This is a genomic window from Nocardioides seonyuensis (assembly GCF_004683965.1).
Classification (GTDB): domain Bacteria; phylum Actinomycetota; class Actinomycetes; order Propionibacteriales; family Nocardioidaceae; genus Nocardioides; species Nocardioides seonyuensis.
Map to the genome: position 1 here is coordinate 2,824,725 of NZ_CP038436.1, position 14,072 is coordinate 2,838,796.

Below are 14,072 nucleotides of genomic sequence, written 5' to 3' on the forward strand. Positions count from 1 at the left end.
TCGGGCTTGACCCTCCTGCTACATCTGGAACTCGGGCAACTGCACCGTCAAGCCGTCCCACGATTTGCAGACCTTGACTTGGCACGACAGGCGAGACGTCGGCTGTCGCTCGGGGTTCATCGACAGCATCTCCTCCTCCTCGGGACCGGACCGGCCGACCTTGTCGGCCCAGGCGCGATCAACGATCACGTGGCAGGTGCCGCATGCGGCCTCGCCGCCGCAGTCGGCATCGATGCCCGGGATGGCGTTGTTCGTCGCCACCTGCATCAGCGAGCTGCCCTCCTCGAGCGGGGCCTCGTGCTGCTCCCCATCGTGCGACATGAAGGTGACCACTGCCATCGACAATTCTCCTACCTTTGCCTACCGGATAGACGTTTCGATGATGATTGTTGTCGACTGTCCCCGGCAAAGCCATGTCGTATCGTGTCAGTATGTTGTGAATTCGGATCACGTGAGGATTGCCTGTGAGGACAGACGAGCCAGGCGTCCCGTCGCTGGCCTTCGTGCAACTGCTGAGCAGTCCGGCGATCGACGCGGACGCCGTCGAGCGTTTTCGCGTCATCATGGTGCGCGAGGGAACCGGTGAGATGGCTCTCATCCGGACCCAGGGCGAGGCACCGCTGCGATGGTTCCGCGAGGTCTATCCCGACCTCGACATCGAGCAGGCCACCCGGCTCGGGATCGCCTGCGCAGAACACGCGCAGCTCACATCCTTCGGACCGTTGAGTGTCCCGTTGGTCAGCGCGTGCACCGTCGAAGAAGTCGTGGAGCTGCTGACCTATCTGCCCTTGATCACCAACGCGGTCACCACGCAGTTCCAACCGCAGCAGGACGACCTGACGATCCGGCTGTCGGGGAACGCAGGCGACCCCGATCTCGACTGTCTGGTCGTCACCTACTGCGGACTGGCACTCCTACGGTTGATCGACCTGGTGGTCGTCGAGGCCTCGGAGGCAACCATGCACAGCCACTGGCCGGAGCCGAGCGTGCTACCCCGAGAGGCCGCGAGCCGGTCCCGGCTCGAGTTCGACGCCCCCTTCTCCTACCTGCACATGCCCGCGAGGACGCTTCAGGCTCCCTGCCGCTTCCCCGACCCGATCTCCTACGAACTCGCCGTCACCGAGCTCCAGCAGGCGCTCGCGCGCCGAGCCGACACCCCGGAGTTCACCCGCAGAGTCTGGGCGTTGCTCGACGACGGGTCCGGGGCAAGGACGATCCAGTCCGTCGCGGACGAGTTCTCGATGTCCTCGAGCACCCTGAAACGGCGCCTCGCCGCTGAGGGGACCAGTTTCCGCGAGCTGCTGCAGCAGTCGATGGTCGACCGCGCCAGGAAGCGGCTTCTCGACCCCTCCACGTCGGTCGGCGAGGTCGCCAACGAGCTCGGCTACAGCGATCTCACCAACTTCTCGCACGCCTTCAAGAAATGGACCGGCAGCTCACCGAGCCACTTCCGACGTGAGCACGAGGTCCGTTGAGGCGAGAGTGCTCAGTCCGAGCTTCCTGACGGGTCCACGGGTGCATGCTCGCCGGCCTCCCCGGCGTTCCCAGGACCAATGAAGGCGTCGTCGGCAAGCCCGACGCCGGGGGCCGTGCGGCCGTAGGTCTGCTCGAGGGCCGTCTGGATCCGGTCCAGCGGGAGGTCGTCGAAGCTGCCGTGGTCCCGCACGTACTCCATGTGCCGGGTGCCGTCGGAGGGTGAAGGCGTGCATGAGCGCGTCGCTCTGTCCGTCGAAGTCCACCGGGGGCACGTCGAAGCGCTCGCACAGCTCGACATTGAAGGCCGGCGTCGCCTTCATCCATCGCCCGTCGAGGTGGACGCTGCAGTACCCGTGGTACACGAACAGGTCCGTGCCACCCATGACGGCCCGTAAGGTGTCGGTCTGCAGGTGGTTGCGGACGTCAGCGAAGCCCAGCCGGGCGGGGATGCCCACGGCCCGCAGCACCGCCGTCAGAAGCACCGCCTTGGGAACGCAGTAGGCGCGGCCCGCCTCGAGCACGTAGCTCGCCCGGTAGTGCGCAGGATCTCGGGACACCGAGTAGGGGTCGTACCAGACCCTGTCCCGGACCGCTGCGAAGAGGAGGCTCGCTCGCTCACGAGGGCTCGACGCGCCGGCGATCACCCACCTGCTCGGTGAAGTCGCGCACCGAAGCGCTGTCGTGATCAAGGAAGAAGGTCGCTCGAGGTGCGGTCCCGCGGTCGGCGTCATCGCCGCCGCCAGTGGGCATTGCTACTACGAGCAGGGCAGTCCCTTCTTGAGCCACGCCTCGTCACGGTGATCGGCGGGCTGCAGACCGATAGTGAGCCACACCAGAACAGCCGGTGGGCAGCCGCGTGGAGAGCTCCCCGCCGATCACCTGGACCGAGTCTGGCCAGACACCGGCCCTACGGGAATCGTCTAGTAGCCGCGAAGGTCGCACTCACCCGGACTTCGCCCGTCGCGGTCGCGAGGTGGGTGGGTCGTGGCAGTCTGAAGCTGTGACCGAGCAGGATCCGTGGGTAGAGGCTGAGACTCACACCTGGGAGCAGGACATGCGACGGGAGTTGGCCGACTCCGCGAGCGGCGAAGATGCCTGAGCCGCCGTGGCCAAGCCCGGACAACCCGATGCTGGCCGCGTTGCTGCACGACGCTGGCAAGAACGTCGACGCTCTCGGCGTAGACGCCGCGTTCATCCAGTTAGCGACGCACTGTTGGTTCGAGGGCGGCATTGAGGCCTACGACCGTGGCCAGCGCGATGCTCGCGGAGCGCCCGCCGAAGGCTGACAGGGGATTCGACCCGGTACCACTTACGGTCCACATTGGGCCCGCGCTACTCGGTGCCAGGCGGGTATCCTGAGATCGGACGCGAGGGCGCATCCCTCACCACACCGTGCGAGTCGGTAGCTTCCGATCCAGGACCGAAGTAGTCGCGACGCCCTCGACGGCGTCCAGAGGTCGCAGGTTCAAATCCTGCCCCCGCTACAAAGAGAAACCGCCCGTGACCTGCTGGTCACGGGCGGTTTTCGCGTCTCGGGCGACGACCGGGACGACTCGCTGACACCATGGACGGATCCACCCGGGATCAACGTCAGGAGCACCCATGAGCGACCAGACCCCAGAGCAGGCCAGTCGTGAGGTCATCGACCGGGTCCAGGGCAGCTTCGACCGCCAAGGGCTGATGCGACTGCTCGGGGCGCAGCTCACACATGTGGCGCCTGGTCGAGTCCAGGTCACTCTGTCGCACCGTGACGAGGTGACCCAGCAGCACGGTTACATCCACGCGGGAGCGACCAGCGCGATCGCCGACACGGCGGGCGGGTATGCCGCGCTGACGTTGATGCCGCCGACCTCCGAGGTGCTGACGGTCGAGTACAAGCTCAACCTCGTCGCTCCGGCAGCGGGAGACCATCTCGAGGCGATCGGTACGGTGCTCAAGTCCGGCCGCACCCTCAGCATCTGCCGGCTCGAGGTCTTCGCCGTCTCGGACGACGGACGAAAGCTAGTTGCCGCCGGCCAGCAGACCCTGATCGGGGTGCCTGGGACTCCCTCCACCACTGGAGTCAGTTCGTGAGGAGGTCGGCGTAGCGCCGACGATGCTTCGGCTCGAGGATGCCCTTGAGCACCAGCGCGAGCTGGCGCTGCGCATAGGTGTCCAGGGAGAGCGTCCGCTCGAAGTACCAGTGCTTCAGGGCCCAGGCGTGCGCCAGCAGGAGCAGGTCGTACGCCGCCAGCTCGAGGTCTGGCACGTCGAACACCCCGGCCTCCACGCCAGCGCGGAGCGCGGCCCGCAACGGCTCACTGGTCTGCACCTCGAGCTCCTTGATCCGCGCCCGGCCCGCCTCGTCGAGGCTCTTGGTCTCCCGGTAGGTCAGGACGGCGGCGTGGCGGCGCTCGTCGATGACCTCGCAGTAGGCACGGAAGCCCGCGGCCAGGCGGTGGACGGGATCGTCGCCAGCGGCCTCGACCGCGGCCGGCACCCGGGTCGCGAAGGAGTCCAGCACGCCGATGATGACGGCGAGGAGCAGGTCGTCCTTGCTCCCGAAGTAGCGATAGATCAGACCGACGCTCACGCCGGCCTCGGCGGCCACGGACTGCATGGACACCGCATGGGATCCGTCGCGCTCCATCAACCGCGCCGCCGCCTCGAGGAGCTGGGCGCTGCGACGCTCGGCCCGGGCGCTTCTGGCGGCGTCGGCGGGATCGAGCTCGGCGGCGAACGTCATGGAGCCTCCAACGCTGGGGGTGCCTGAAAGAGTGAATCTTGGTTCATTCTACTCACACGTACCCCTTGACAGCGCCATGCAGTGAATCTAGATTCATCCAAAGTGAAGCAAGATTCAATTTACGAGCACAGGGGCTGACGATGACATTCGAGGACATCACGTACGCGGTCGAGGACTCGGCGGCCGTCATCACGATCAACCGGCCCGAGCGCTACAACGCGTTCCGGGCCAAGACGGTCGAGGAGCTCATCAAGGCGTTCCGCCTGGCGTGGGCCGACAAGCAGGTCCAGTCGGTGATCCTCACCGGTGCCGGAGAGAAGGCGTTCTGCACCGGCGGAGACGTCAAGCAGCGCGCCGAGACCGGCGACTACGGTCCCAGCGAGTCCGGCATGTTCGAGATCGGCAACCTCCACAAGCTCATCCGCGACATCCCCAAGCCCGTCATCGCCGCGGTCAACGGTGTCGCGGTCGGCGGCGGCCACGTGCTCCACGTCCTGTGCGACGTGTCGCTCGCGAGTGAGACCGCGCGGTTCGGCCAGGCGGGCCCCAAGGTCGGCTCCTTCGACGCCGGCTTCGGCTCGGCCTACCTCGCCCGCGTGGTGGGGGAGAAGAAGGCACGCGAGATCTGGTTCTGGTGCCGGATGTACGACGCCCAGGAGGCGCTCGGCATGGGCCTGGTCAACAAGGTCGTGCCGGCCGACCAGCTCCTCAAGGAGGCCAAGGAGTGGGCCGCGGAGGTGGCCGAGAAGAGTCCCACCGCCATTCGCTTCCTCAAGCAGTCGTTCAACGCCGACACCGACCACCAGGCCGGCTACAGCAACATGGCGATGACGGCACTCGACCTCTTCACCGCCTCTCCCGAGGGCCTCGAGGGTGCCTCGGCGTTCGCCGAGAAGCGCAAGCCCGACTTCAACCAGCACGTCAACTGGCACTGAGGGCCGGCCGCGATGTTCTACGCAGACGACGAGGACCAGGAGGCGTTCCGGGCGGAGATCCGCCGGTTCGCCGCCAAGACGCTGGCGCCCCACTACCAGTCCGACGACAAGGCGGCGACCTTCCGCCGCGAGCTCGCGCTCGACATGGCCGGCATGGGCCTGACCGGCCTGCGCATCCCTGAGCAGTACGGCGGCCAGGACGCCACCGCTGTGATCGCCGGCGTGGCGGCCGAGGAGGTCGGCCGGGCCGACTTCAACGCGACCTACCTGATCATCAACACGGCCCTGATCAGCGACATCATCGTCCGCAACGCGACCGACGAGCAGAAGGCGGCCTGGCTGCCCGGCATCGCCAGCGGCGAGACCGTGCCGTGCATCTGCATCACTGAGCCTGGTCACGGCACCGACGCGGCCAGCCTGGAGCTCAAGGCGGTGCGCGACGGCGACGGCTGGACCCTGCACGGCGAGAAGACCTCCATCACCCTGGGCATGGCCAGCGACCGCGCCGTCGTACTGGCTCGCACGGGTGGGCCGGGCGCACGCGGTGTCAGTGCCTTCTGGGTGGACCTCTCCCACCCGAGCGTCACCCGCGCCCCGTTCGACGACCTCGGAAGCCGGGCGATCGGCCGGGCGTCCCTGCACTTCTCCGGCACCCCGGTCGGCGCCGACGGCCTGATCGGCAACGAGGGGGACGGGTTCGTCTCCGTCATGCAGGGCTTCGACTACTCCCGCGCCATCATCGGCCTCGCCTGCCTCGGAGCGGCCCAGGCCTCGCTCGACGAGGCGCTGCAGTGGTCGCGCGACCGCGAGGCGTTCGGCAAGCCCATCGGCACCTTCCAGGGCGTCGCGTTCCCGCTGGCCGAGCAGGCGACGTACGTCAAGGGTGCACGCCACGTCTGCTACGAGGCGCTGTGGCGCAAGGACCAGGACCTCGAGCACTCCGCCGAGGCGGCGATGTCCAAGTTCTGGGCCCCCAAGCTCTCGGCGGAGGTCATCCACCAGTGCCTGCTCACCCTCGGCCACCTCGGCTACTCCACCGAGAGCCCGGTCGGGCAGAGGCTGCGCGACGTCATCGGACTCGAGATCGGCGACGGCACCGCCCAGGTCTCCAAGCTCGTCATCTCCCGCTCCCTGCTGGGCCGCGCGTTCGCTCCCTGAGCGACGCAGCGACCCCGCCAGACAACGACTCACGAGAGGCACCACCATGGGAAAGCTCGACAACAAGATCGCCATCGTCACCGGCGCCGGCCAGGGCATCGGCAAGGCCATCTCGGAGCGCCTCGCGGCCGACGGTGCCACCGTCGTCGTCACCGACATCAACGAGGCGGCAGCCAAGGAGACCGCGGCCGCGCTCGGCAACGACGCCATCGGCGTCCGCACCGACGTCACCGACCGCGACTCCGTCAACGCGATGGTCGACCAGGTCAAGGCACAGCTGGGTCACATCGACGTCCTGGTCAACAACGCCGGCTGGGACAAGGCCGAGCCCTTCGTCGACTCCGAGCCCGAGACCTGGGAGCGCGTCATCGCGATCAACCTCTACGGGGTGCTCAACACCTCGAAGGCCGTGCTGCCGATCATGGCCGAGCAAGGTAGCGGCCGCGTCGTGAACCTCGCCTCCGACGCAGGGCGTACAGGCTCCTCGGGCGAGGCGGTCTACTCCGCGGCCAAGGGCGGGGTCATCGCCTTCACCAAGGCGACCGCCCGAGAGATGGCCCGCAGCCAGGTGTCGATCAACTGCGTGTGCCCCGGACCGACCGACACGGCACTGTTTGCGAGCATGGGCGGCGAGAAGCTGCGCGAGGCCCTGACCAGGGCGATCCCGTTCCGCCGCCTGGGCCAGCCCGACGACATCGCCAACGCGGTGGCCTTCTTCGCCTCCGACGACGCCGCCTTCATCACCGGCCAGACCCTCAGCGTCAGCGGCGGCCTCACGATGGTGTGATCGGCTCCCACACGATCACGCCAACCCATCCCGACGTCTCCATCCACCGTATTCGGAGCGCTGCCATGTTCGAGACCACGCTGACACCCCAGAAGATCGAGAAGTTCACCGCCGCCGGCTACTGGCGCGACCGCACCATCATCGACTTCCTCGACGAGGCTGCCGCGGCCACACCCGACAAGGTGGCCTTCATCGACAGCCGCACGCAGGTCACCTTCGGTGAGCTCAAGGCCCAGGTCGACCGGTGCGCCCTCGGCATGCGCGAGCTCGGCGTCGGTCCCGGTGACGTGGTCTCGTTCCAGCTCCCCAACTGGATCGAGTGGATCGTCGTCCACTACGCCGCCAGCCGGATCGGCGCGATCAGCAACCCCCTGATCCCCATCTATCGTGAGCGCGAGGTCGGCTTCATGGTCGGCCTGGCCAGGTCGAAGGTGATCGTGGTGCCCCAGTCCTTCCGCGGCTTCGACTACCCCGCGATGGTCGAGCGGATGCGTGGGGACTGGCCGGCCCTCGAGCACGTCCTGGTCGTGGGCGAGCCGGGCGACACCTCGTCGTGGGAGGAGTTCATGGCCACCCCGTGGGAGGAGCGGCGCGACGCGGGCGAGCTCGACGGTCTACGCCCCGACCCCAACGACGTCACCCTGCTGATCTTCACCTCGGGGACGACCGGTGAGCCCAAGGGCGTCATGCACACACACAACACCGTCGTGGCCGCCAACGACCCCCTCCCCGCCCGGTTGGGCATCACCCCTGACACGGTGTTCCACATGGCCTCGACGCTGGCCCACCTCACCGGCTTCCTGTACGGCGCCCGCCTCAGCGTGCAGAACGGCGCGACGTGCGTCCTCCAGGACGTGTGGGACGCTGCCACGTTCGTGGACCTGGTCGAGAAGCACTCCATCAGCTACACCTCGGCCGCCACCCCGTTCCTCCACGACCTCCTCGCGGTCCCCGGCCTCGCGGAGCGCGACCTGGCCTCGCTGACGCGGTTCTGCTGCATGGGCGCGCCGATCCCGCGGGTGCTGGTCCGCGAGGCCAAGGCGAAGCTGCCCGGCGTCGCCGTGCTGGGCGGCTGGGGCCAGACCGAGGAGGGCCTGGTCACCCTGGGCATCCCCGGCGACCCCGAGGAGAAGGTCATCGACACCGACGGCTATCCGTTCCCCGGCATGGAGATCCGTGTCGTCGACCTCGCTGGAGCGACCGTCCCGCCAGGCACCGAGGGTGCGCTGCAGGTCCGTGGACCCTTCGTCTTCGTCGGCTACGCCGAGCGGCTGGACATGACGCGGTCCCTGTTCCGCCCCGACCCCGAGGGCGACTGGTTCGACACCGGCGACCTGGCCCACGTCGACGAGGACGGCTACCTCCGGATCTCCGGACGCACCAAGGACGTCATCATCCGTGGCGGCGAGAACATCCCGGTCTCCTACGTCGAGAACGTCCTCTACGAGCACCCCGACGTCGAGGCCGTCGCGGTGGTCGGGGTCCCCGACCCGCGGCTCCAGGAGAGGGCCTGCGCCTGCCTGGTGCTGAAGTCCGGTGCCGAGCCGCTGACCTTCGCCGGTCTCCAGGAGTTCTTGGCGACCAAGGGTGTCGCCAAGCAGTACTGGCCTGAGAGGCTGGTGCTCCTCGACGACTTCCCGAAGACGCCGAGCGGCAAGATCCAGAAGTTCGCGCTGCGCAGCGAGGTGGCGTCCGCATGAGCACCGCCTACCTCGTGGCCGGCGTCCGGACACCCTTCGGCCGCTACGGCGGTGCACTGGCCTCGGTCCGCCCCGACGACCTGGCCGCGCACACGCTGCGTGGTCTCGTCGGTCGACTCCCGGGAGTCGACTGGGGGAGCGTGGACGACGTCCTGATGGGCTGCGCCAACCAGGCCGGTGAGGACAACCGCAACGTCGCCCGGATGGCCGCCCTGCTCGCCGGGCTCCCGGTCGAGATCCCCGGAGGCACCCTCAACCGCCTCTGCGGCTCCGGCCTCGACGCCGTCGCGACTGCCGCCCGCGCCGTCCGTGCCGGTGACGCCGACCTGGTGGTCGCCGGAGGCGTGGAGAGCATGACGCGAGCCCCCTTCGTCATGGCCAAGGCCGACAAGCCCTGGTCGCGCTCAGTCGAGGTCCACGACACCACCATCGGGTGGCGCTTCGTCAACCCGGCGATGGCCGAGCAGTACGGCGTGGACGCCATGCCGCAGACCGCCCAGCACCTGGCCACCGAGCGTGACATCTCCCGGGCCGACCAGGATGCCTTCGCACTGCGGTCGCAGGAGCGGACCTCCAAGGCGATCGCGGCCGGGAGGCTGGCCCGCGAGATCGTGCCCGTCGAGGTCGTGTCGGGCCGGACGAGCGCCACCGTCACCGAGGACGAGCACCCTCGAGCGACGTCGCTGGACAAGCTCGCCGCGCTCCGCCCGATCATCGCCGACGGCTCGATCACCGCGGGGAACTCCTCCGGGGTCAACGACGGAGCCGCCGCGGTGCTGATCGCCTCGGAGGCCGCCGTCGCAAGGTACGACCTCCAGCCGCTCGCTCGCGTGAGCGCCGCCGCCAGCGCCGGCGTACCGCCGCGCGTCATGGGCATCGGCCCGGTCCCGGCCACCCGCAAGCTGTTGGCCCGCACCGGGATCGAGGTCGGCCAGCTCGACCTGGTCGAGCTCAACGAGGCCTTCGCAGCCCAGGCGCTCGCCGTGCTGCGCGACCTCGGCCTCCCCGACGACGCCGAGCACGTCAACCCCCACGGCGGTGCGATCGCCCTCGGCCACCCGCTCGGGGCCAGCGGCGCCCGGCTGGCCCTGACCGCAGCGATGGAGCTCGACGACCGCGGCGCCAAGCGGGCGCTGGCCACGATGTGCGTCGGTGTCGGTCAGGGCATCTCCGTGCTGTTCGAGGCAGTGTGAGCGCGATGTCGACGACCTACGAGACCCTCCTGCTCGACATCACCGACGGTGTCGCCCTGGTCACCGTCAACCGGCCCGAGGTCCGCAACGCAATCAGCCGCCAGGTGCTCGCCGACCTGCGGTCGGTGCTGGCAGACCTGCGCGACGACGACGCCGCCGGTGTGGTGGTCTTCACCGGGGCCGGCGAGAAGGCGTTCGTCGCCGGCGCCGACATCTCCCAGCTGCAGCACTACACCCTGCACACGGCCCTCGCCTCGGAGATGCAGCGCGTGTACGACGAGATCGAGGCGTTCGAGAAGCCCACCATCGCCGCCGTCAACGGGTTCGCGCTCGGTGGCGGGTGCGAGCTCGCCATGTCGTGCGACATCCGCATCGCGGCCGACTCGGCCAGGTTCGGCGTGCCAGAGACCACCCTGTCGGTCCTGCCCGGCGCCGGAGGCACGCAGCGCCTGGCCCGGCTCGTCGGCACGGGGCGCGCCATCGAGATGATCCTGACCGGCCGGATGGTGCTGGCCGACGAGGCGCTGGCACACGGACTGGTGACGTCGGTGGTGCCGGCGGCCGACCTGGTCGACAGCGTCCGCGAGACCGCTCACCAGATCCTCGCGAAGGGTCCGCTCGCCGTCCGGCTCGCCAAGCTCGTCGTACGCGCCGGGATGGACACCGACCAGCACACCGGGCTGGTCATCGAGCGCCTCGCTCAGGCGCTGCTCTACACCACCGACGACAAGCAGGAGGGCGCCGAGGCGTTCCTCGCCAAGCGCCCGCCCGTCTTCCAGGGGCGCTGATGAGCGACACGACACCGCCCACCGAACGGCTCAAGGTCCTCGTCGTCGGGGCCGGTGCCATGGGTTCCCAGATCGCCCTCGTCGCCGCGCTGGCCGGCCACGACGTCGCGCTCGCCGATGTCGATGCCGACGCGCTGGACCGCGCCGACCGCCAGCTGCGCGAGCGGATGTCCCAGCAGGTCGCCAAGGGCCGGCGTGCCGCTGCCGACGTCGCCGCCGCCTTCGACCGGCTGGCCCTGCACACCGACCCGGCCGCCGGTGCGGAGGACGCCGACCTCGTCATCGAGGCCGTGGTCGAGGACCTCGACGTCAAGCGCGAGCTGTTCGCGACGCTCGGTCAGGTGTGCCGGGCGGACACGATCCTGGCGTCCAACACCTCGAGCTTCGTCCCCTCGCGACTGGCCGACGCGGCGCCCCACCCCGAGCGGTTCGTCAACCTGCACTTCTTCAACCCCGCGCTCGTCATGCGGTGCGTCGAGGTGGTCCGCGGACCGGACACCTCCGACGACGTCGCAGCCCGGTCCGTTGCCTTCGTCGAGGGCCTCGGCAAGCAGCCGGTCGTGCTCGAGAAGGAGATCAACGGCTTCATCGCCAACCGGATCCTCAACGCGGTACGCGACGAGGCGATCCGCCTCCACGAAGCTGGGATCGCCTCCGTCGAGTCGATCGACCTCGCGTGCCGGACCGCCCTGGGCTACCCCATGGGCCCGTTCGAGCTGATGGACCTGACCGGCATCGACATCGGCTACCGCACGAAGCTGGCGCGCCACGCCGAGACCAACGACCCGGCGGACCTTCCCAGCCGGACCGTCACCGACCTGGTCGAGGCTGGTCACCTCGGGCGCAAGACCGGCCGCGGCTTCTACACCTACGACACCCCCGACCAGACCACAGGAGCCTGACATGGACCTGTCACTCACCGACGAGCAGCGCAGCTTCCAGCAGCTGGCTCGCGACTTCCTCGACAAGGAGGTCGTGCCCCACCGCGCGCAGTGGGACCGCGACGAGTCCGTCGACACGAAGATCATCCCCATGCTCGGCGAGATCGGCTTCTTCGGCCTCACCATCCCCGAGCAGTACGGCGGCCTCGGCGGCGACTACATCACCTACTGCATCGGCATGGAGGAGCTGGGTCGCGCCGACTCCTCGGTCCGCGGCATCGTGTCCGTCTCCATGGGACTGGTGGGCAAGGTGATCCTGTCCCACGGCACGGAGGAGCAGAAGCAGGAGTGGCTGCCCGGCATCGCCGACGGCACCAGGCTCGCCTGCTTCGGCCTCACCGAGCCCGACAACGGCTCCGACCCGGGCAACCTGAAGACCCGGGCGACCCGCCAGGGTGGCGACTACGTCATCACCGGGTCGAAGATCTTCATCACCAACGGCACCTGGGCCGACGTCTGCCTGGTGTTCGCCCGCACCGGCGGCCCGGGGCCCAAGGGCATCTCTGCCTTCCTGGTGCCGACCGACACTCCCGGCTTCGGCCGCACCGAGATCCACGGCAAGCTCGGCCTGCGTGGCCAGGCCACCGCCGAGCTGTCCTTCGAGGACGTGCGCGTTCCCGCGTCGGCCATGCTCGGTGAGGAGGGGCAGGGCTTCTCGATCGCCATGCACTCCCTCGACAAGGGCCGGGTCTCGGTCGCGGCTGGCTGCACCGGCATCGTCCAGGGCTGCCTGGAGGCCGTCGTCGACTACTCCAAGGAGCGCAAGCAGTTCGGCCGTCCTCTGGCATCGTTCCAGATGATCCAGGACATGATCGCCCAGATCTCGGTCGACGCCGATGCCTCGCGTCTCCTCACCTGGCGGGCCGCCGACCTGATCGAGCGCGGCGAGCCGTTCGGCGTGGAGGCGTCCAAGGCGAAGTACTTCGCCTCGGAGGCGGCCGTCAAGGCGGCCAACCTCGCGATCTCCGCCTTCGGCGGCTACGGCTACGTCGATGAGTACCCCGTCCAGAAATACATGCGCGACGCACGCGTGATGACCCTCTACGAGGGCACGTCGCAGATCCAGAAGCTGCTCATCGGGCGTGCCGAGACCGGCATCAGCGCCTTCCTCTGAAAGGACACCTCATGGCCACCACCCCGCAGTCCCCGCTGGGCTTCTTCGGCACCGACTCCCTCCTCGGCGAGGACGACATCGCCATCCGCGACACCGTCCGCAAGTACGTCGAGGACAAGGTCAAGCCGCAGCTCGCCGGCTGGTACGAGTCCGCCTCCATCCCGGCCCGCGAGCTCGCGAAGGAGCTGGGCGACCTCGGCGTGCTCGGGATGCACCTCGAGGGCTACGGCTGCACGGGCACCAGCGCCACTGCGTACGGGCTGGCCTGCATGGAGCTCGAGGCCGGCGACTCCGGGCTCCGTTCCCTGGTGTCGGTGCAGGGCTCCCTGGCGATGTTCGCGATCTGGAAGCACGGGTCTGAGGAGCAGAAGCAGGAGTGGCTGCCCCGCATGGCCGCCGGCGACGCGATCGGCTGCTTCGGCCTGACCGAGCCGGACTTCGGCTCCAACCCCTCAGGCATGCGCACCCGCGCGAAGAAGGACGGCGACGACTGGGTGCTGTCGGGCAACAAGATGTGGATCACCAACGGGTCGGTGGCCGACGTCGCGGTCGTGTGGGCACAGACCGACGAGGGCATCCGCGGCTTCGTGGTGCCCACCGACACGCCGGGCTTCTCGGCTCCCGAGATCAAGCAGAAGATGTCGTTGCGTGCCTCGGTGACCTCCGAGCTCGTGCTCGACAACGTGCGGCTGCCCGACTCGGCCGTGCTGCCGGACGTCACCGGGCTCTCCGGCCCGCTGTCGTGCCTCAACGAGGCCCGTTTCGGCATCGTGTTCGGAGCCCTCGGCGCGGCTCGTGACTGCCTCGAGACGGCGATCGCCTACGCCAACGACCGTGACATCTTCGACAAGCCGCTGTCGGCCTTCCAGCTCACCCAGGCCAAGATCGCCGACATGTCCCTCGAGCTCGGCAAGGGCATGCTGCTCGCCCTGCACCTCGGCCGCCTCAAGGACGCCGGCACCCTCGACCACCGCCAGGTCAGTCTCGGCAAGCTCAACAACACCCGCGAGGCCATCGCGATCGCCCGCGAGTGCCGCACCATCCTCGGTGCCGCCGGCATCACCTTGGAGTACCCGATCATGCGTCACGCGAACAACCTCGAGTCCGTGCTCACCTACGAGGGGACCTCCGAGGTGCACCAGCTGGTGATCGGCCAGGCCCTGACCGGACACGCCGCCTACCGCTGACCACCGACGCCTTCACATCGACTTCGGTCGACATGGGCAAGGGCTTGGACCGATGTGCTTCACTGACG

15 protein-coding genes and 1 pseudogene are annotated in these 14,072 nt (G+C 68.8%); 12 read left to right on the forward strand and 4 right to left on the reverse strand.

Going from position 1 to position 14,072, the window contains the following annotated elements:
• Positions 1–18: 18 nt before the first annotated feature.
• Positions 19–339, reverse strand: coding sequence for a 2Fe-2S iron-sulfur cluster-binding protein (locus EXE58_RS13700; protein ID WP_068111727.1), 321 nt, complete (start codon positions 337–339; stop codon positions 19–21).
• A 125-nt stretch (positions 340–464) separates the two neighbouring features.
• Here EXE58_RS13700 and EXE58_RS13705 point away from each other — a divergent pair, with 125 nt between their 5' ends.
• A complete protein-coding gene (locus EXE58_RS13705) occupies positions 465–1,475 on the forward strand; it encodes an AraC family transcriptional regulator (RefSeq protein WP_135268399.1) in 1,011 nt (336 codons plus the stop codon).
• An 11-nt stretch (positions 1,476–1,486) separates the two neighbouring features.
• Here the strand turns inward: EXE58_RS13705 and EXE58_RS20120 are convergent, their stop codons facing one another.
• A complete protein-coding gene (locus tag EXE58_RS20120) occupies positions 1,487–1,675 on the reverse strand; it encodes a hypothetical protein (RefSeq protein ID WP_244242229.1) in 189 nt (62 codons plus the stop codon).
• A 169-nt stretch (positions 1,676–1,844) separates the two neighbouring features.
• Positions 1,845–2,207 (reverse strand): annotated as a pseudogene (locus tag EXE58_RS20500) (transglutaminase-like domain-containing protein); the annotation flags it as partial.
• A 360-nt stretch (positions 2,208–2,567) separates the two neighbouring features.
• On the opposite strand from EXE58_RS20500, the gene EXE58_RS13715 reads away from it, so the two are divergent.
• Both EXE58_RS13715 and EXE58_RS13720 read left to right on the forward strand, forming a co-directional pair.
• On the forward strand, positions 2,568–2,762 hold the full coding sequence (locus tag EXE58_RS13715; RefSeq protein WP_135268400.1) for a hypothetical protein: 195 nt from the start codon (positions 2,568–2,570) through the stop codon (positions 2,760–2,762).
• Positions 2,763–3,078: 316 nt separating this feature from the next.
• Positions 3,079–3,549, forward strand: a complete 471-nt coding sequence (locus EXE58_RS13720) for a PaaI family thioesterase (RefSeq protein WP_135268401.1) — start codon at positions 3,079–3,081, stop codon at positions 3,547–3,549.
• On the opposite strand, the gene EXE58_RS13725 is transcribed toward EXE58_RS13720, so the two are convergent.
• The gene (locus tag EXE58_RS13725; protein ID WP_135268402.1) at positions 3,539–4,201 is read right to left on the reverse strand and encodes a TetR/AcrR family transcriptional regulator; all 663 of its coding nucleotides are present in this window, start codon (positions 4,199–4,201) and stop codon (positions 3,539–3,541) included. The two genes, EXE58_RS13720 and EXE58_RS13725, sit on opposite strands and share 11 nt — an antisense overlap.
• Positions 4,202–4,341: 140 nt before the next feature.
• Here EXE58_RS13725 and EXE58_RS13730 point away from each other — a divergent pair, with 140 nt between their 5' ends.
• The 9 genes from EXE58_RS13730 (at position 4,342) to EXE58_RS13770 (ending at position 14,004) form a co-directional block, all read left to right on the forward strand.
• Positions 4,342–5,136, forward strand: coding sequence for an enoyl-CoA hydratase-related protein (locus EXE58_RS13730; protein ID WP_135268403.1), 795 nt, complete (start codon positions 4,342–4,344; stop codon positions 5,134–5,136).
• Between the two features lie 12 nt (positions 5,137–5,148).
• A complete protein-coding gene (locus EXE58_RS13735) occupies positions 5,149–6,294 on the forward strand; it encodes an acyl-CoA dehydrogenase family protein (RefSeq protein ID WP_135268404.1) in 1,146 nt (381 codons plus the stop codon).
• A gap of 46 nt (positions 6,295–6,340) precedes the next feature.
• The gene (locus EXE58_RS13740; RefSeq protein WP_135268405.1) at positions 6,341–7,081 is read left to right on the forward strand and encodes an SDR family NAD(P)-dependent oxidoreductase; all 741 of its coding nucleotides are present in this window, start codon (positions 6,341–6,343) and stop codon (positions 7,079–7,081) included.
• 65 nt (positions 7,082–7,146) lie between these two features.
• Positions 7,147–8,781, forward strand: a complete 1,635-nt coding sequence (locus tag EXE58_RS13745) for an AMP-binding protein (protein WP_135268406.1) — start codon at positions 7,147–7,149, stop codon at positions 8,779–8,781.
• Positions 8,778–9,974 carry a 3-oxoadipyl-CoA thiolase gene (gene pcaF / locus EXE58_RS13750; RefSeq protein ID WP_135268407.1) on the forward strand — a complete coding sequence of 399 codons (1,197 nt, stop codon included), beginning with the start codon at positions 8,778–8,780 and terminating at the stop codon, positions 9,972–9,974. The genes EXE58_RS13745 and pcaF overlap by 4 nt, the downstream gene beginning before the upstream one ends.
• A 5-nt stretch (positions 9,975–9,979) precedes the next feature.
• Positions 9,980–10,762: an enoyl-CoA hydratase/isomerase family protein gene (locus EXE58_RS13755; protein WP_135268408.1), complete on the forward strand. Its 783-nt coding sequence runs from the start codon at positions 9,980–9,982 to the stop codon at positions 10,760–10,762.
• Complete coding sequence (locus EXE58_RS13760) at positions 10,762–11,664, forward strand: 3-hydroxyacyl-CoA dehydrogenase family protein (protein ID WP_135268409.1); 903 nt, start codon at positions 10,762–10,764, stop codon at positions 11,662–11,664. Before EXE58_RS13755 ends, EXE58_RS13760 begins: the two co-directional genes overlap by 1 nt.
• Position 11,665: 1 nt before the next feature.
• Positions 11,666–12,817 (forward strand): acyl-CoA dehydrogenase family protein, encoded by a 1,152-nt coding sequence (locus EXE58_RS13765; RefSeq protein WP_135268410.1) that lies wholly within the window; start codon positions 11,666–11,668, stop codon positions 12,815–12,817.
• Between the two features lie 11 nt (positions 12,818–12,828).
• Positions 12,829–14,004 carry an acyl-CoA dehydrogenase family protein gene (locus EXE58_RS13770; RefSeq protein ID WP_135268411.1) on the forward strand — a complete coding sequence of 392 codons (1,176 nt, stop codon included), beginning with the start codon at positions 12,829–12,831 and terminating at the stop codon, positions 14,002–14,004.
• Positions 14,005–14,072: the final 68 nt, after the last annotated feature.